This is a genomic window from Streptomyces sp. NPDC047841, assembly GCF_040704085.1.
GTDB lineage: Bacteria > Actinomycetota > Actinomycetes > Streptomycetales > Streptomycetaceae > Streptomyces > Streptomyces argyrophylli.
The window spans coordinates 38321-55651 of record NZ_JBEYRP010000036.1; the positions used below are offsets into that span (position 1 = coordinate 38321).

Annotated in this window: 11 protein-coding genes and 1 pseudogene; 5 read left to right on the plus strand and 7 right to left on the minus strand. The window is 70.4% G+C overall.

Going from position 1 to position 17331, the window contains the following annotated elements:
- Positions 1–41 precede the first annotated feature (41 nt).
- Positions 42–1556, minus strand: coding sequence for an FMN-binding glutamate synthase family protein (locus AB0947_RS37695; RefSeq protein WP_366754918.1), 1515 nt, complete (start codon positions 1554–1556; stop codon positions 42–44).
- Positions 1557–2147: 591 nt separating this feature from the next.
- Between AB0947_RS37695 and AB0947_RS37700 the strand changes: the two genes are divergently transcribed.
- Positions 2148–2663 (plus strand): hypothetical protein, encoded by a 516-nt coding sequence (locus AB0947_RS37700; protein WP_366754895.1) that lies wholly within the window; start codon positions 2148–2150, stop codon positions 2661–2663.
- A 39-nt stretch (positions 2664–2702) separates the two neighbouring features.
- On the opposite strand, the gene AB0947_RS37705 is transcribed toward AB0947_RS37700, so the two are convergent.
- Positions 2703–3293 carry a malonic semialdehyde reductase gene (locus AB0947_RS37705; RefSeq protein ID WP_366754896.1) on the minus strand — a complete coding sequence of 197 codons (591 nt, stop codon included), beginning with the start codon at positions 3291–3293 and terminating at the stop codon, positions 2703–2705.
- A 353-nt stretch (positions 3294–3646) separates the two neighbouring features.
- Positions 3647–6499, minus strand: coding sequence for an AAA family ATPase (locus AB0947_RS37710; protein ID WP_366754897.1), 2853 nt, complete (start codon positions 6497–6499; stop codon positions 3647–3649).
- 158 nt (positions 6500–6657) lie between these two features.
- Here AB0947_RS37710 and AB0947_RS37715 point away from each other — a divergent pair, with 158 nt between their 5' ends.
- Positions 6658–8193 carry a 4-hydroxyphenylacetate 3-hydroxylase N-terminal domain-containing protein gene (locus tag AB0947_RS37715; protein ID WP_366754898.1) on the plus strand — a complete coding sequence of 512 codons (1536 nt, stop codon included), beginning with the start codon at positions 6658–6660 and terminating at the stop codon, positions 8191–8193.
- A gap of 19 nt (positions 8194–8212) precedes the next feature.
- On the opposite strand, the gene AB0947_RS37720 is transcribed toward AB0947_RS37715, so the two are convergent.
- From AB0947_RS37720 to AB0947_RS37735, 4 genes are all read right to left on the minus strand, one after another.
- The gene (locus AB0947_RS37720) at positions 8213–10432 is read right to left on the minus strand and encodes a LuxR C-terminal-related transcriptional regulator (protein ID WP_366754899.1); all 2220 of its coding nucleotides are present in this window, start codon (positions 10430–10432) and stop codon (positions 8213–8215) included.
- A 134-nt stretch (positions 10433–10566) separates the two neighbouring features.
- The gene (locus AB0947_RS37725) at positions 10567–11055 is read right to left on the minus strand and encodes a flavin reductase family protein (RefSeq protein ID WP_366754900.1); all 489 of its coding nucleotides are present in this window, start codon (positions 11053–11055) and stop codon (positions 10567–10569) included.
- Positions 11056–11161: 106 nt separating this feature from the next.
- On the minus strand, positions 11162–12031 hold the full coding sequence (locus AB0947_RS37730) for a dioxygenase (protein ID WP_366754901.1): 870 nt from the start codon (positions 12029–12031) through the stop codon (positions 11162–11164).
- The gene (locus AB0947_RS37735; protein ID WP_366754902.1) at positions 12024–13157 is read right to left on the minus strand and encodes a maleylacetate reductase; all 1134 of its coding nucleotides are present in this window, start codon (positions 13155–13157) and stop codon (positions 12024–12026) included. Before AB0947_RS37735 ends, AB0947_RS37730 begins: the two co-directional genes overlap by 8 nt.
- Positions 13158–13271: 114 nt before the next feature.
- Here AB0947_RS37735 and AB0947_RS37740 point away from each other — a divergent pair, with 114 nt between their 5' ends.
- From AB0947_RS37740 to AB0947_RS37750, 3 genes and pseudogenes are all read left to right on the plus strand, one after another.
- Positions 13272–14534 carry a DMT family transporter gene (locus AB0947_RS37740; RefSeq protein WP_366754903.1) on the plus strand — a complete coding sequence of 421 codons (1263 nt, stop codon included), beginning with the start codon at positions 13272–13274 and terminating at the stop codon, positions 14532–14534.
- A 101-nt stretch (positions 14535–14635) separates the two neighbouring features.
- Positions 14636–15013 (plus strand): annotated as a pseudogene (locus tag AB0947_RS37745) (3-oxoadipyl-CoA thiolase); the annotation flags it as partial.
- Positions 15014–15255: 242 nt separating this feature from the next.
- Complete coding sequence (locus tag AB0947_RS37750) at positions 15256–17322, plus strand: SpoIIE family protein phosphatase (RefSeq protein WP_366754904.1); 2067 nt, start codon at positions 15256–15258, stop codon at positions 17320–17322.
- Positions 17323–17331 lie beyond the last annotated feature (9 nt).

A 17331-nucleotide genomic window follows, 5' to 3' on the forward strand; every position in this document is an offset into this window, starting at 1 on the left:
CGTCGATGGCGCACCCCGCCCGCTCACCGCGGCAAGACCAGTCACACGGCGAAACGATCAGGATCCGCGGCCTTCCAGTCCACCGCCCAGGACTCCGGCGGCTCGATCAGCAACTGCCCCGGGTCCAGCCATTCATAGAGCTCCGCGTAGGAGCGGACCGTGACCGGATCCACGCGCCGACGCAGCATGTGCGGGCGCAGCTCGGCCGGTCCGTTCACGCCCAGCGAGGCGATGATCTTCAGGGAGCTGTTCACCGTGGCGGACTGGAAGCGCTGGACCCGGACCGACTTGTCGTCGACGTGCAACGCGCGGGCGCGGCGCGGGTCTTGTGTGGCGACTCCGGCGGGGCAGGTGTTGGTGTGGCAGCTCTGCGCCTGGATGCAGCCGATCGCGAACATCATGGCGCGAGCCGCATTGGTGAAGTCGGCGCCCTGCACCATGCGCTTGACGATGTCGGCTCCGGTGGCCACCTTGCCGCTGGCGCCGATCCTGATCCGGTCTCGCAGGCCGGCGCCGACCAGAGCGTTGTGGACCGTGATGAGGCCCTCGGTGAGGGGGCTGCCCAGATGGTCGGCGAACTCCGGCGGGGCGGCTCCGGTGCCGCCCTCCGCTCCGTCGACGATGATGAAATCGGGCGCGGTGCCCTCCTCGATCATGGCCTTGCACACCGCCAGGAACTCGCGCCGGGAGCCCACACAGAGCTTGAAGCCGACCGGCTTGCCCCCGGACAGCTCGCGCAACTCGGCAACGAACCGGATCAGTTCCCGTGGGGTACTGAAAACCTCGTGGTACGGGGGTGAGATGACGGTCCGGCCTTCGGGGACTTCGCGTACCCGGGCTATCTCGGCGGTGACCTTCTCCCCGGGCAGCACTCCTCCGATGCCGGGCTTGGCTCCCTGGGACAGCTTCAGGGACACGCACTTCACGCTGTCGTGAGCGGCCTTGTCGGCGAACCGCGCCCGGTCGAAACGGCCGTCCGGGGTGCGGCAGCCGAAGTATGCGGTGCCGATCTCCCACACCAGGTCACCGCCGTGACGCAGATGGTACTCCGACAGGCCGCCCTCACCGGTGTCGTGAGCGAATCCCCCGAGGGCGGCGCCCCGGTTCAGGGCGAGGATGGCATTGGCGGACAGCGAGCCGAAACTCATCGCCGAGACATTGAACAACGACATGTCGTAGGGCTTGGTGCAGTCCGGACCGCCGATGCGGACCCTCGGCTGCTCCGACGGCACCGGGCGTGGCCTCATCGACGACTCGAAGTACTCGTAGCCTTCGGCATAGACGTTCCGTTCGGTCCCGAACGGTTGCTCCGCCTCCAGGCCCTTGGCGCGCTGATAGACGAGACTGCGCACATCCCGGTCGTAGGGACGGCCGTCGTAATTGCGCTCGATGAAATACTGCTGCAACTCCGGCCGGATCGACTCCAGCATGAAGCGCACATGTCCCAGCACGGGGTAGTTGCGCAGTACCGAGTGGCGCTTTTGGAGGAGATCATAGGCACCCACACCCGCCAACGCCGTGCACAGCAAGGCGGCCGGCCACCACCAGGGAGACACGGTCGACGCGAAGGCTCCGAAGGTGACTGCCAGGGCTCCGATAAATGCGATCGCTGAAATTCTAATCACCTGGGAAACCTACTCCTGTCCCAGTCGCGTCACAAAGTTTCCATGATGCGATATGCGGCACATTCGCCGGGACGGAAGTCCTGTCAGCTCGGCGTGAGCGAATTTCGTCACGCCGGCCCGGCCTGGACCGAATCGCGGGCATGACGCCCGGTGCTCACGCGGGTGATCGGCGGCACGCACGAGATCGTCCACATCGGAACTGAACGTACTGTCGGTGGACCGGAAAGGAACCGAGAACATCGCACAATCCAGCGATTCCATACATACTGCAGCATGGCTCCAGCTGGGCAGCAGTAAATCACCAGATCATGCGATGCACTACGCACCTTCCTGATCCAAGCTGGCCGCGTTAGCAGTTTCTGCTCTCCGGAAACCAGGGAGTGATTGTCTTGCGCACCGAGAACAAGCTCGTACGGCGCATAGCGACCGCCGCCGCACTGGCATGCGCCGGAGTAACCCGGAATAGCCGGAAACGCGGGAAACCCGCCGGTGTCGGAGGAAGTGCGTGAGGACGGACCGCACGTGACCAGGGAGCACACCGGCCGCCGCGGCCTCACGCCGGACCGCCGCAGGAGGCACACCGCTGAGCTGCTCGCCACGTGCGCCGCCTGTCTCGTACCGTGGACCGTGATGCTGGGTCTGACGCTGCCGCCGTCCCACCACGTGCACGAGTGGCGCCTGACCTGGGTCGGATTCGACGTGCTGCTCATCTCGGTGCTGGCGTCCACGGCGTTCCTGGCCTGGCGCCGCAGCCGTTCGGTCATTCTGTACGCGCACGCCACAGCGGTCCTGCTGATCTGCGACACCTGGTTCGACATCTCGCTCGACCTCGGAACCGAGGACGTCTGGATGGCGGGGGGCCTTGCCCTGGCCACCGAACTGCCGCTCGCCGCCTTCCTCATCCATCGGGCACACTCCCTGATCGCCCTGCTGCCGTGGCCGCCCGCGCACACCGCCATCGGCGACACCGCCGGGAGCCCGACGAAACCGGTCCCGGAGGGGAAGACCCTCCCCCCGGGCCTGCGGACGCGTGGATGACCGGAGGGGTTCCCCGGAGCGCGGATGCCTGGCAGTGGATCAGACGGTCGTGACCACTTGGGCGTAGGTCAGGCGTGGGGAGCGCGGGAACCAGGCATTCTCGCCCGGCCTGCCGATGTTGACGACGGCGAGAACGGAATGCTCGCCATCACTGAAGAACTCCCTGTCGATGCCCTCGGCGTCGAAGCCGGTCATCGGTCCCGCGGCCAGGCCGGCCGCGCGGACGCCGATGATGAAGTAGCCGACCTGGAGGAGCGCATTGAGCCGTGCGGAACGCTCACGCACCGCACGCTCGGCGAAGAGATCCATTGCCTGCGGGAAGTGGGGGAACTGGCTGGGCAGTTCCTCGTGGAACTCGTTGTCTGCGGCGAGGACGGCGACGAGAGGGGCGGTCGCGGTCTTCTTGCGGTTCCCCTCGGACAGGTGTCCGATCAAGCGTCCACGCGCCTCGGCGGAACGAACCAGCAGGATGCGCAGCGGCTGCTGGTTCATGCTGGTGGGGCCGTACTTGATCAGATCGTAGATGGCCTCCGTCTGCTCGTCCGTCACCGGGTCGTCGGTGAAGGTGTTGGCGGTCCGAGCCTCCCGGAACAGCAGGTCCTGGGCTACGGGGTCGAGTGCGAGTGACATGGTGAACCTCTTACGGTTGACGGTTTTGGCGTCTGGGTGATTCGGCGGCGAGCTGCGAAGCAGAGGAACGGGGCACTCGCAGCGAGCAGATGGACAGCCGTCGTGGTCGTCCCGACGAGCCCCACAGGAGGGGACCGGAACAGCACCGGCGGAAAGTCCTGCCACGCCGGTACTCCTTCTCGAGCGCCTGGTACGCGGCCCGGTCGCTCTCCGGGCTTGGCCGTCCGCTTGTGATCGGATCGCTGACGGCGCCGTGCCTGTGACGTCGTCGCGACCAGCATCACCCGTACGTCAGGCGCCGGCATCGCCCATTCACGGGATCCTCGCCGCCGCCCCGCCACCGCAGGCGTCGCTCAGTGCGCCCCGTCGGAGATGCCGCCCCGTTCGATCGCCAGCCGGGTCAGCTCGACGCGTGTGTTGATGCCGAGCTTGGTGAAGATGTGCTTCATATGCGTGTTGACGGTGTGCACGGACACGTAGAGCCGGTCGGCGACGGCCCGGTTGGTCAGGCCCTCCACGACGAGCGGAATGAGCTTCCGCTCGGACTCGGTCAGGCTCTCCCATCCCGGTGCGCCGGTCGTGTGGTGCCGTGGGGCGGCTGTGCGCACGCCGAACTGTCTGAGGCGCCGCATGATCCGTTCGTGATCGCGCAGGGCTCCGGAAGCCGACGCCAGCTCCCCCGCCTCTTCGAAGTACGGGATCGCCGACGTGGTGTCGCCCGACGCGGCCACGAGCTCCCCGAGGTCCTCGCAGACCGCAGCCAGGGCCAGCCGCCTGCCGGTGCTCCGGTAGCCGGTGACGGCGGACGCGAGTGCACCCCGGTCGTTGTGGAGCAGGCCGTCCACATGGGCACGGACGGTCCCGATGATCTGCTGGCTGCCGTCCTGTTCGGCGAGGGTGCGCAAGGCGCCGGACACGGCCTGCGCGAGCGGCACGTCCTTGCCGCGGAGCGCCATGCGCGCGATCCCGGGCCAGTGGGACGGCGGCACCGCAAGCAGCTGTGCCGGCTTGGCGCCCGCGAAGCTGCCGCCCAGCGCCGCTGCCGCTGCGGCGTCCCGGCCCTCCGAGCCGGCCAGGCAGGCGCGCGCGAGCGACACCCACAGGCCGAACCTCTGGGTACTCGTGCCGGAACCGTCTTCGGCGGCACGGAGCTGGTCCCTGGCTTTGGCGAGGTCACCGCGTCTGATCTCCACCAGCGCCAGCACAGAGAGGGCCTGGGGATTCAGCTGGGTGATCTCGAGTTCGTCGGCCACGTTCAGACTGGACTCGGCCTCCACCGCCGCGTCGTCCAGCGCCCCTTGTTCGAACAGCGCGCAGGCACGGCTCGCATGCCAGTGGGGAAGTGACCAGCCCAGGCCCAGCGCCTCCGCTTCGCGCTGCCCCTCCCGCAGCACCCGCTCGGTGTCCGCGAGCCGGTCGGTGGCGGTCAGCACCGTGGCCAGCCACAGCGCGGGAATCCGCGGCGGCCGCAGGTGGAGTACGCCGGACTCCGTGCCGGCGCGTGCCGTGGCCTCCCCGGCGAGCTCGAGGGCGCGGGCGAGACGCCCACGGTAGAAGAACGTCTGCGACTGGAACACCATGGCGCTGACGACGACGGCCGGGTCCTCGCTGCGGTAGGAGGCTTCGACCAGTCCGACGTCGGTCTGCTCGGCAGCGGTGATGTCCCCGAGGTACACGTGGCCCGTCGCCTTGGTCTTGAGCAGCCGGACCCGCAGGTCGGCCGGCAGCCCGGGAAGGGCCAGGGCCTGCTGGAGATGCGTCATCGCGGCGGCGTCGTCCCCCGCGGCCTGGTGGATCTCGGCGGCCACCAGGCGCAGACGCGCCTCCAGGAGCGGCTCCAGCCGGTCCGACAGGGTGGCGTCGACCAGGTTGAGCGCCTGGTGCACCCGGCGGGTCCGGCCGAGGTACTCGGCGGCGTCGGTCAGCAGGGCGATGCGCCGCCGGTCGTGCGTGGGCAGCAGTCCGGCGATCTGCTGGGCCAGGTCCGCGGCCGCGTCAGGGGCCGAGGAGGACAGTTCCCGTACCGCGGTGGTCAATGTGGTCACGGCGTCGTCGTCGACCGGTCCGCCCGACAGGACGACGTGCCAGGCCACCTCGGCCGATCGTGCGCCGATGCCACGCAGAATGTCGGCGGCCTCCCGGTGCAGAGCGGTCCGTACGGCCGGCGCCAGATTCTCGTGGACGGCCTGCCGCATGAGGTCGTGGCGGAACGCCAGTCGCGGCCCGTCGCCGGAGAGCAGACCGGCGTTCAGCGCCGCCTCGACGCCCGACAGCAGGCTGCCGGCCTGCCTGCCGAGCATGCGGGCGGCCGTACCGAGATCGAACTCCCGGCCGAGGACGGACCCGATCTGGAGCAGGCGCACGGCATCCTCCGGGAGCCGGTCCAGACGCGCGGCGACGCTCCGCCGAAAGCCGACGGGAATGCCGTCGTGCAGCAGGCTCGCCACGCCCGCCTCCACCTTGACGGCGTCCGTGTCGGCGAAGGCGCGCACCAGTTCGATCGCCAGGAACGGATTGCCCGCGACGCCCCCCAGAAGCCGGGCCAGCCCGGGTGACGGTTTGGCCCCGAGGACGTCGGCCGCGATGTGCTGCAGCTCCTGCTGCGGCAGGGGGCCGAGCGTCAGCCACCGGGCCCCGAGGCGTTCGAGGTCCTTCCGCACCCTGGCGACGGTCGGCCGCTCGGTCTCCGACCGTACCGCCAGCACCCACAGGATCCGCGAGGCCGCCAGTCTGCGGGGCAGGGTGCGCAGCACCAGGAGCGTGGCCGGATCCGCCCACTGCGCATCGTCCACCAGCACGGCCACCGGGGCACGCTGGGCACGGTCCTCCAGAGCGTCCGTGATGCTGTCCAGCAGCCACAGCCGCTGGTCGTCGGTGGCCGCGGCCGCTCGTTCGGAACCGTCGGAGAGATGCAGGGCGGACTGCAGGGCGGCTCCGGCGGCGTACTGGTCGAGTTCGTCGGCCCGTACGGACACCACGTCGAACCCGGACCGCCGTGCCAGATCGTCCAGCTCCGCGAGCAGCCGGCTCTTGCCGACGCCGGGTGCGCCTTCCACGACGACGCAGGCGCCCCGTCCGCCACGCACCGCGTCCAGGGCCTCACGGACGGCGGCCATCTCGCGGCCCCGTCCCCTGAGGCGCAGCCCGTTCATGGCCTGGTTCCCACGCCCACCGGGCCAGTCGCCCGCGGGGCCTGTGCTGCGCATGGGGCCCAGCATGCCGCACGGCCACATCCGCCTCAAGGCCGGTTCCCGTGTGCCCGGCGCTTTCACCCGGGTGATTGTCGGTTCCGCTCCGTCCGCTCACCCCGTCGCGACGCATGGTTCCGGGCGTCCAGATCTGTTGCCTCCGAGAGGAACATGACGTGCGTACAGGCAAGGAGTACCTGGCGGCGCTGAACGACGGCCGCACGGTGTGGGTGGGTGACGAGCTCGTCGACAACGTGGCCACGCACCCCAGGACGAGGGCGTACGCCCGGAGCATCGCCGACTTCTACGATCTGCACTACCGCCCGGACCTCGAGGACGTCATGACGTTCGTGGACGAGGACGGTGTCCGGCGGTCCATGACATGGTTCCAGCACCGCTCCAAGGAGGATCTGCTGCGCAAGCGGCGCTACATGGAGACGGTCCAGCGGGAACTGGGCGGCGGTGCGATCCCGCGCACACCGGACGTCAACAACTACGTCCTGCTGACCTACGTCGACGACCCCGAGCCCTGGAGCAGCCAGTCCGTCGGGACCGAAGGGCGGGACCTCACCGGGGGGATCGTCGACTTCTGGAACGTGATGCGGGACGGCGACCTCAACGCGACGCCGGCCTTCGTCGACCCGCAGGCGGACCGCTCGCGCGATTCGGCGCAGGCCCAGTCCCCCGCGCTGCGGGTGGTCGCCACCTCGGACGAGGGCATCACCGTGCGGGGTGTGAAGGCGATCAGCACCGGCGCGGCCTTCGGGGACTGGATCCACATCGGCGTCTTCTACCGCCCCGGCATCGTGTCGGAGCAGATCGTCTACGGGGCGGTGAAGCCCAGCACCCCCGGGGTCACCATCATCTGCCGCGAGAGCAACGTCCGCGACGGCGAGGAGGTGGAGCACCCGCTCGCCTCGCAGGGTGACGAGTTGGACAGCATCATCGTGTTCGAGGACGTACTCATTCCCTGGAACCGCGTCTTCCACATCGGCAACCCCGAGCACGCCTCGCTGTACCCGCAGCGCGTCTTCGACTGGCTGCACTACCACTCGCTGGTGCGTGCCATGGTGAAGGCCGAGCTGATGCTCGGTCTGGCCCTGCTGATCACCGAGCACATCGGCACCTACCAACTGCCCCCCGTCCAGGCCCGGATCGCCCGGTTCGCCGGCTTCCTCCAGACGCTCAAGGCGCATGTGATCGCCTCGGAGGACGAAGGGTTCTTCACACCCGGCGGCATCTACAAGCCGAACGTCCTGATGTTCGACTTCGGGCGGGCGTACTACATCGAGCACATCACCGACCTGACCCACGAGCTCATCGACCTGTCCGGCCGTGCCGCGCTCATCTATCCCACCGAGGGGCAGTGGGAGCGGCCCGAGCTGCGGCCGTGGCTGGCGGCGCTGCAGACCGGACCGGTCGGCAGGCCGCACGACCGGCTGAAGATCAGCCGCGTGATCCGCGACATGTTCCTGTCCGACTGGGGCGACCGCATCAGCACCTTCGAGAACTTCAACGGCACACCCCTGCTGGCCATTCGAAGCCTCACGATGAAACGTGCCGAGATGTCCCCCACCGGCAGCATGGCGGACCTCGCGCGCAAGGTCTGCGGCATCGAGAGCGTGAGCAGTGACGGGGAGCAGGAGACCGCGTACCTGGCCCAGGCGGACTACGCCCGACGCCAGGACGCCTCTCGTCAGAACGCCTCGTAGCAGGATGCCGGGGCCCGGGTCAGAGCATGCCCCACTCCCGGGCCCTGGCGACCGCTGCGCTCCGGTCGTGTGCGCCGAGTTTGCGGAAGATCGCCCGTACCTGTGTCTTGACGGTGTTGTGGGACACGTAGAACTCGGCGGCGATCTCACGCAGTGTCAGCGGACCGCACAGGGCGCGGAGCACCCGGCGCTCCCCGAACGACAGCTCTCGGGGGCCGGACACGACCAGCGGCACGACGGTGTCCTCGACGACCTGCCCGAGCAGTTTCGCCAGTGCTCCTGGTGACTCGCACCGGGCCGCTGCCCGCTCGGCCGCCGCACGGGCCTCCCCCGCGGCGGCCGTGTCGTGCTGAGCAGCGGCAAGTCGTGCACGTGTGACGTGGTACCAGGCGTGCATCTGGGGTTCGCTGCCGGTCCCGGACGGGTCCGCCAGCGCCGCTTCCGCGTCGGCCAGGGTCCGTTCGGCCTCGTCGGCCCGTCCCTCGTCGAGGAGCAGGCCGGCCCTGCCGATGTAGGCGGGCGCCGCGACGAAGTGCCGCCGCAGGCCGGCCACGCCGGCCGCGTCCAGGGCTTCGTCGCTCAGCGTGCGCGCCTGCCCATGGCGTCCGGCCAGCAGGGCGCACAGCGCCCGCAGACCCAGCGCGCGGACGAGCGTCAGGCCGTGCCCGGCGGCATGCGCGTCACGGGTCGCCTCGCCGAGCAGCGCCTCGGCCTCCTCGTACCGCGAGGTCCACAGCAGAGCGGTACCGCGGGCCGTACAGGCCAGGGCACGCCAGGAAGTCAGCGGGACGGTGCCGGCGAAGACGGTTTCGGCGAGGCGGTCGCCGGTCAGGATCTCCCCCTGGAGCCAGCAGGCCACGGCCTGGGCGACGGCTGCCGCATCAGACACCGTGCTGCCCTCGCCGACCGTCTCCGCTCCCGGCTCCCTGAGCCGGACCACGTCCAGCCAGCGCCGGGCCGTTTCCGGAGCGCCCCTCGACAGGGCCGCCATCGCCGCCACCACGCACAGTCTCGCGTCGGCGGCGACCGTGCGGGGCGGCAAGAGGTCGAGCCATTGCGCGACGTCCCGGCTGCGGCCTGCCGAGATCGCCTGTTCCCAGTCCTGGAGTACCGCCGCGACGGCGGCGGCCTCGTCACCGCCCCGCACCCAGTGCCGTACGGCCGCGGTCGTCTCGCCATGCCGTGAGTACCACCGAGCCGCCGACCGGTGCAACGGTACGGCGGTCTCCGGCCCTTCGGCTCCGAGGAGGTCGCGGAGCAGCGCGGACAGTGCGCGGTGACGCCGGTATGCCGAGGGCTCCGCGGCGACGGGTACGAGCAGTTGGACGGTCCGTGCGAGCTCACGCAGCAGTACGCCCGCCCGGTCCCCGGCGAGGGCCCGGCACGGCCCGGCGCTCAGCTCGTCGAGCACACTGGTGCGGAGCAGGAACCGGCGCTGTTGGGTGGTGAGCCGGTGGAGCACTTCGGCGGCCAGGTACTCGGTGACCGCTCGCCTGCCACGGGCCAGGCCTGCCTTCGTATCGGCGTCGTCCGGCGAGCGGGCGAGGGTGCGGCCCATGATGCACACTCCCGCCGCCCACCCCTCGGTGGCCTCGTACAGCGCGCTCGCGGTGTCCGGGGCCGGAGCGGACCCGAGCAGATCGGTGAGCACGGCGTGCGCCTCCTCGGGGGTGAAGGCCAGGTCATGCTGGTCGAGTTCCGCGACCGCGCCCCGAACGCGCAGGGCCGGTACGGGTCCACCCGGTACGTGACGGGTCGACAGAACGACGCGAAGGCCCCGCGGAAGCCTTGTCAGGAAGTCCGAAAGGCCGCGGACCGCGTCGACGTCCGTGATCGATTCCACTCCGTCGAGGATCAGCGCGAGCGGTTCCTGTCCGTCCAGTCCGGTCACGAGACTCGGCAGGATCTCCTGGAGCCACGCGTCGAGTGTCCACTCGCCGCTTCGGGGGTGGTCGGGCAGTTCCGGTCGTACGTGCTGCAACGCCCGCAGGATGCCGGCCCAGAGCCGGCCCGGGGCGTTGTCGTACGCGTCCAGGCTGAGCCAAGCGCACGCGCCACGAGGTGCGAGACGTCGCGCCCACTCGGTCAGGAGCACCGTCTTTCCGGCACCGGCGGGCGCGGAGACCACCACCACGGGCTCGGCCGACGCGTCCAGCCGGCGCAGCAGCCGGGGGCGGGTCAGCAGGTGGGGGGGCTGGTCCGCGGGACGCAGCTTGAAGGTCGGCACGGAGCTGGTCATGGCACCTTCGGTGGAGTCGTCGGGACGAGCTGAGCCCCCGGCGTCCGTGGCTCGCCTGCAGGAGCCGGACGTCGGGGGCCGTAGTGGTCCGGGTCAGGGGTACGGCAGCCTTCGTCGGGCCGCTCTCACCAGTGCTAGCAGGGCGGCATGAGCGTGCCGAAGTCTCCGCCGAAGTGGAGCAGCGGCCGGCCTTCCACCCGGTGTTCGAAGTGACGGACGTCGCCCACGAAGATGGTGTGATCGCCGCCGGGCAGTGCCGCGGCGACGTCGCACACGACAGCCGCGATGGCGTCCTTCAGCACCGGCACGCCGTGGTCGTCGATGATCTCCACACCCGCGAACTTGTCCGGCTTGGAAACGGCGAAGTTCCGCGCGAGGTGCTCGCTGTCCTCGCCGAGGACGTTGACGGCGAAGCGACCGTGCTCCGCGATCGCGGTCCGCGTGTACAGCTGGTTGCCGATACACACGATCAGCTGGAGCGGGTCGAGGGACAGCGCGGAGACGGCGCTCGCCGTCATGCCGATGGCCGTGCTGCCCGAGCGTGTGGTGATCACGCTGACGCCTGTGGCGAGTCGGCTCATCGTGGCGCGGAAGCCGAAGACCTTGTCGAGGGTTTCACTCATCTGAGGACCTCCGTGAATGCGGGGCCGGACCCCGCGGTGTGATGGAGTGTTCGGCGTCGGCCGTCCTGGTGGATGACCGGCTCTCGTCGTGGTGGCGCCGTGGGAATCAGTCCGTGACGAGGGGTTCGAGGACGAAGGTGTGGCGCAGCAGGGTGTACGGGACCTCGGTCGTCCCCCGGTAGGGCCCGGCGTCGGCCGCGTACGTGTCGTAGCGCTCGATCAGCGACTGCCTGACGCCGAACACCGGATCGGTGTCCAGGTACGGGTCGTCCGAGGGGAAGAGCATGGTGGTCACGCGCTGGAATCCCGGAGCCTCGATCAGGAGGTGCACATGGGCGGGACGCATGAGCGACCTGCTGGTCGCGCTCATGAGTTCGCCGACCGGGCCGTCACCGGGGATCGGGTAGCTGGACGGGCGAATGGAACGGAAACCGAAGTGCCCTGTCCCGTCGGTACGGAACAGCGCGCGCATGGCCGGCTCGTCCAGGCCGGGTACCTCCATGTCGTAGTGGCCGTCCGAGTCGCTGTGCCAGACGTCCACCGCCGCATCCGCGACCGGCGCTCCCTCGTGGTCCACGACCCGTCCCTCGAAGAACAGCGGGGTACCGGGCAGACCTCCGGAGATGTCGGCGGCGTCGGCCTGCTGCGGCCGGTCCTCCCTGAAGTACGGGCCCAGCACGCTGTTCTGCGTGGCCCGGCTGGGGCGTCGGTTGGTCAGGGCGTCGACCAGCATGGTGCCGCCGAGCACGTCGGACAGCAGGATGAACTCCTGACGCGTCGGGGTGCACGTCTGCCCGGTGCGCGTCAGGAAGTCGACTCCCCGGGCCCATTCGTCCTGCGTCAGTCCGACGTCGCGGACGAAGGCGTGCAGGTGCCGCACCAGTGATTCCAGGATCTCGGCGACGCGGGAGTCCTTGGTGTTCCGCATGGTCGAGATCACGGCCTCGGTGATGGTGTCGCTGGTCAGATCACGCATGACGCGCTCCCGTGGTGGTTGGGTGGTGGGTCGCGGACGTGGTCCGGGGATGTCCGTCGCCGGCTGATGTGCACGGCCGCTGCCCTGCCCAGGCGCGGGCCAGGAGGGCGCGTACCGCCGTCCGTTCGACCGGTCGCGGGTTCCAGTAGCCGTCCCGCACGATGAGTTCGGCCGCCTGCTCGATGCCCGGTTCCGGCATGCCGAGGTCCCGCAGTGCCCGGGGGACGCCGAGCCTTCCCGCGAAGTCGAAGAGACCGCCGGCGGCATCAACCGCCGACAGCGCCTTCGCGATGCGTGCCATGGCCTCGGGCGCCGCCGGTGCGTTGTAGGCGACCACGTGCGGCAGGACGACAGCATGGGTTTCGGCGTGCGGAAGCCCGAGCGTGCCGCCCAGCACATGGCACACCTTGTGATGCAGGGCCATGCCCACCGTGCCCAGGCACGTGCCGGCCAGCCACGCCCCGTGCAGGGCGTCGGCCCGCGCCTCGCGGTCGTCCGGACGTCGTGCGACGACCGGGAGGGAGCGGATGAGGGATTCGAGCGCTTCACCGGCCATCAGGAAGGCGAGCGGGTCCCGGTCCTGTGCGTAGAGGGCCTCCACGGCGTGCGCCATCGCGTTGATGCCGCTGACGACCGATGCCGCCGCGGGAAACGTGAACGTCAGGTCGACGTCGTACACCACGGTCTTCGGCAGCACTTCCGGCAGCCGGCGGGTCGTCTTCCGGCGCCCTTCGGTCTCTCCGAGGATCGGCGTCATCTCCGAGCCGGCGTACGTGGTGGGCAGCGCCAGCTGTGGCAGCCCGGTCCGCAGGGCGATCGCCTTGCCGAGGCCGATCGTCGAGCCACCGCCGATGGCGAGGACCGAGTCCGCTCCCACGGTCCTGGCGTATGCGACCGCCTTCCGCGTGACCTCGACGGGGGTGTGCGGAGCAGCTTCCGTGAAGGTCCCCACCGCCACCGTACCCAGTAGGTCGTGTACCTCCGCTGCCTGGCCCGCTTGACCGGGTGAGCACAGGATGAGCACCCGACGGCATCCGAGGGCATCAGCCTCTTCGGGGATACGGCTGCGCGTACCGCTGCCGAACACCACCTTGGTGATCTGTCCCCGGTGCACGAATGTCTTCATGAGTATTTCCCCAGTCCCCCCGTCTGCTTGGAAGCAAGACTCTCGATGCTTGAATGACGGGGGTCAACGGAATCCGCGAGGGATAACGAGCGCCGGCGATGAAATACCTTGTTCGTGGGACAGGCGCCGCGCGCGGTCCTCCGGCTCTCGACGGATATCACCCATCTGCGGTATGCCGGGGGCGCCGAGGAACTGGGATGGTGGATGCGGAAGTCTGCCAGGCAGCATATGCCTGTCGAAATCACCGAAACGACGTCCGACGGGACCGCAGTGACGGGCGGCGAGGGTTCACGCAAGGGAGCGTGCAAACCCAGGAATCCGGGCGAGATCGCCGACATCGCGCAGACAGCCGTCGGCACAGTACTGCGCGAGTCCTCACCACGCATTGCGCTCCCCTGGACAGCCCTCCGACCCGGCGTCCGGGACAGCCCCGGAGCGGAGGGCGCGGAGATCTTCTCGCAGGGCCTTGAACGACACGGAGCGATCGATCAACGCGCTCGCCGACAGGAGACAACGATGCTGACCGTGCTGTCGCCGATCCTCGCTCTCCTCGCAGCTGCAACCAACGCTCTGGGAACGGTGATGCAGCGCCGGGCCGCCACCCTCGTCCCGCAGTCCGACGCTCTGCGCATCGGCCTCATGTGGGACCTGCTGCGCACCCCGGTCTGGCTGCTCGGCATAGGCGGGGTCGTCCTCTCGGCGATCTTCCAGGGCGCCGCGCTGGCCACCGGTGCGCTGGCGATCGTGCAGCCGCTCTTCATGCTGGAGTTGCCGTTCGTGCTGCTGCTCGCGAGCGTCGTCTTCGGGCGCCCGTTGCCCAGGGCCGGCTGGCTGCCCGTAGGCGGTATCGCCGTCGGCCTCGGCCTGGCGCTGTTCGCGGCAGCGCCGACCGGTGGCACTCTCCGGGTTCCCGCGGCCCGGTGGACGGCGGTGGGAACCTGCTGCCTGCTCGCCGTGGCAGTGCTGTGCAGCGTCGCGGTCAAGCTGCCCAACGGCCCTGGCCGCGCCGCATGCCTGGGGTCGGCCGCTGCCGTCTCCTACTCCCTCACTGCCGCGCTCATGAAGTCCTCGACCGTCGTCCTCGGCCGCCAGGGTATGAGTGCCTTCTTCGCCGCATGGCAGACCTATGCGTTCGCCGCTCTCGGCGTGTGCGCCCTGTTCCTGCTGGAGAACGCCATGCAGTCCGGACCGCTGGTCGCCTCCCAGCCGGCCCTGACCCTCGGCGACACACTGGTGAGCCTGACGCTCGGTGTCACGCTCTACGGGGAAAGGCTCCGTGGTGGCTGGTGGCTGGCCCTCCAGGTATTCGGGCTCGCGCTGGTGGCGTATGGGGTGACTCGCCTGTCACGTCACCATCTCATTCCCGCAAGGACGTGAAATACCGGTTCGGTGCGACAAAGGCCGGCAGCACAATTCTGGGATCGCAGCCGATATCACCGATCTGCGGGATGGCCATGTGTATGGATGAACTGCCGGCCGACGAGGAGGGCGTGAGGGCCATCGGCCGCGAGCCGCCGGCCCACGTCTGTGCGACCGGAGTGTCCCCGATCGACCCCGACTACTTCGGCCTCGCCCCCGTCGAAGCCGTCAACCGGGCCCTGGCCGAAGCCGGCCGGGCCTTCGCCGCCCTCGACGTACTGGAGCTGAACGACGCCTTCGCCGCCCAGGTCCTCGGCTGCCTCGCCGAGTGCCCCGAGTTCGACACGGCGATCCTCAACCCGCAGGGCGGCGCGATCGCGCTCGGCCACCCCCTCGGCGCCTCCGGCGCTCACCAGCTCGCCCGCCGCGGCACCGGCACCGGCGTGGCCACCCTCTGCATCGGCGCGGGCCAGGGACTCGCCCTCGTCCTCGAACGCCGAGACGCACGGGACGAGCAGACCGTCGTGGGGAACAGCGTCCGTGACCGGGATCGGCAGCGGCTTCCGCGCGGGGTCGATCGGCAGCGGCTTCCGCGCGGGGTCGGCAGGTGCGGACGTACGGTACTGGTATGTGCGCCATGCGGGAAGGCGGCACGGCGCAGCCCGACGGGCCCCGCCCCCCTTCGCCCGCCGCCGGGTCGCCGCGCCGTGCCGAGCTGGACCGGCTGCTGGAGCTCACCGTGCGCGACACGGGCGTACACGCGGGAGCGGTCTTCCTGCTGGCGTCCGACGGGCAGACCCTGCGGCTGGAGGTGACCGCGGGGATGCCGGCGGAGTATCTCGCGCCCTGGTTCGGGGTCCCGCTGTCGAGCCGCTTTCCCGTGACCGACGCGGTGCGCGAGCGGCGGCTCGTCTGGCTCGCCGACCCGGAGGAGCTCGCCCGTCGCTACCCGCGCACGGCGATCGCCCTGCCCTACCACCATGCGGTGGCCGCGGCACCGGTCCTCACCGGCACCACGGTCTGGGGCGCCCTGCTGCTGTTCTGGCCCGGCACCGGCTCCCCCTGTGCCGACGGCCCGAGCCCTGAACGGGTCCGTGCCGCCGGCCGGCGTCTGGGACGGTTCCTGCGCGACGCCGCCGGCACCGGCCATGCCGTCGGTCCGGGACCCGCACCCCGCACCCTGGTGCAGCCGCCCGCCCGCAAGCGGGGGCCGGCCGAGGCGCGTGCCGCGGCCGACCTCGTCGAGCGGCTGCCCTGGGGCAGTTGCTCCCTCGACCTCGAGGGCAGGTTCACCTACGTCAGCGCCACCGCCGCCGCCCTGCTGGGCGCGAGCAGCCCAGACGATCTGATCGGCACGCGTCCCTGGCAGTCCTTGCCCTGGTGCACCGACCCGGCCTTCGAGGACCGCTTCCGCGCCACCGTGGTCAGCCGGAAGCCCGGCCATTACACCGCCGTGCGCCCACCGGACCAGTGGCTCGCGTTCGAGCTCTACCCCGACGACTCGGGGGTTAGCGTCCGCATAGCGCCGACCGGTCCGGGCGGAGATTCGCAGCCGGCGCCCACCAGGACGGAGACGTTCCGGGGCGAGCCGATCCGCTTGGGCGAGGTCTACCGGGTACTGCACCTGGCCGCCGCCCTCTCCGAAACCGTGGGCGTCTCGGACGTGGTCGATCTGGTCACCGAGGAGATGCTGCCGGCGTTCGGAGCCCGGACCGTCGCCCTGCTCGCAGCCGAGGACGGCAGAATGCGGGTCATCGGCCGCAGCGGCTACAACCCCTCGCTGCTCGAACACTTCGACGGCATGCCGCTCACCCACCCGGCACCCGTGGTCCGGGTCCTCGCCACCGGCGTGCCCAGCTTCTTCGCCTCCTTCGACGAGCTGTCCCGGGCCTACCCGCCCGCCCCGCACCAGAAGGGTCTGCATGCCTGGGCGTTCCTGCCGCTGATCGCCTCCGGGCGTCCGGTGGGCTCGTGCGTGTTCGCCTTCGACCGGCCCCACCCCTTTCCCGACCAGCAGCGGGTCGTCTTCATCGCGCTCGCGGGACTGATCGCGCAGGCGCTGGAACGGGCCCGCCTGTACGACACCAGCAACGAACTCGCCCAGACCCTGCAGGCGGCCCTGCTCCCCGACTCGCTGCCCAGCCTTCCCGGACTGGATGTGGCGGCCCGCTATCTGCCCAGCGTCCGCGGCATGGACATCGGCGGCGACTTCTACGACCTGGTCCGGGTCGACGACAGCACCGCCGCCGCGGTCATCGGAGACGTCCAGGGCCACAACGTCAACGCCGCCGCGCTCATGGGCCGGGTGCGCCCCGCCATCCGCTCGCACGCCGCCTCGGGGGCCACGCCGTCCCAGGCCCTCGCCCAGGCCAACCGCCAGCTGGTCGCCATGGACGCGGGCCGCTTCGTCAGTTGCCTCTACGCCCATCTCGACCTTGCACACCGCCGAGCCGTCCTCGCCACCGCCGGCCATCCCCCGCCCGTTCTGCGCCGCCCGGACGGCCACGCCGAGGTCCTTGCGCTCCGGCCCGGCGTGCTGCTCGGCATCGACCCCTTCGCGGACTATCCCGCCACCGAGATCCCGCTGAGCCCCGGCACCGTCCTCGCCCTGTACACCGACGGCCTCGTCGAGACTCCCGGGGTCGACATGGACGTCGCCATGTCAGGGCTCGCCACCCAGCTCGCCCGGGCCTCGGTCCAGCCCATGGACCGGCTCGCCACGACCCTGATCGACCATGCACGGCGGACCGCGCCCCGGACGGACGACATCGCCCTGCTGCTCATCGGGCTCGCCACCACCGGATAGCGCGCCCCG

Bases quoted from the DNA above. Each gene is read 5' to 3' on its own strand.
- AB0947_RS37705 (WP_366754896.1), bottom strand. From the start codon at position 3,293: ATGTCACTCGCACTCGACCCCGTAGCCCAGGACCTGCTGTTCCGGGAG.
- AB0947_RS37720 (WP_366754899.1), bottom strand. From the start codon at position 10,432: ATGACCAGCTCCGTGCCGACCTTCAAGCTGCGTCCCGCGGACCAGCCC.
- AB0947_RS37725 (WP_366754900.1), bottom strand. From the start codon at position 11,055: ATGAGTGAAACCCTCGACAAGGTCTTCGGCTTCCGCGCCACGATGAGC.
- AB0947_RS37730 (WP_366754901.1), bottom strand. From the start codon at position 12,031: ATGCGTGATCTGACCAGCGACACCATCACCGAGGCCGTGATCTCGACC.
- AB0947_RS37710 (WP_366754897.1), bottom strand. From the start codon at position 6,499: ATGCGCAGCACAGGCCCCGCGGGCGACTGGCCCGGTGGGCGTGGGAAC.
- AB0947_RS37735 (WP_366754902.1), bottom strand. From the start codon at position 13,157: ATGAAGACATTCGTGCACCGGGGACAGATCACCAAGGTGGTGTTCGGC.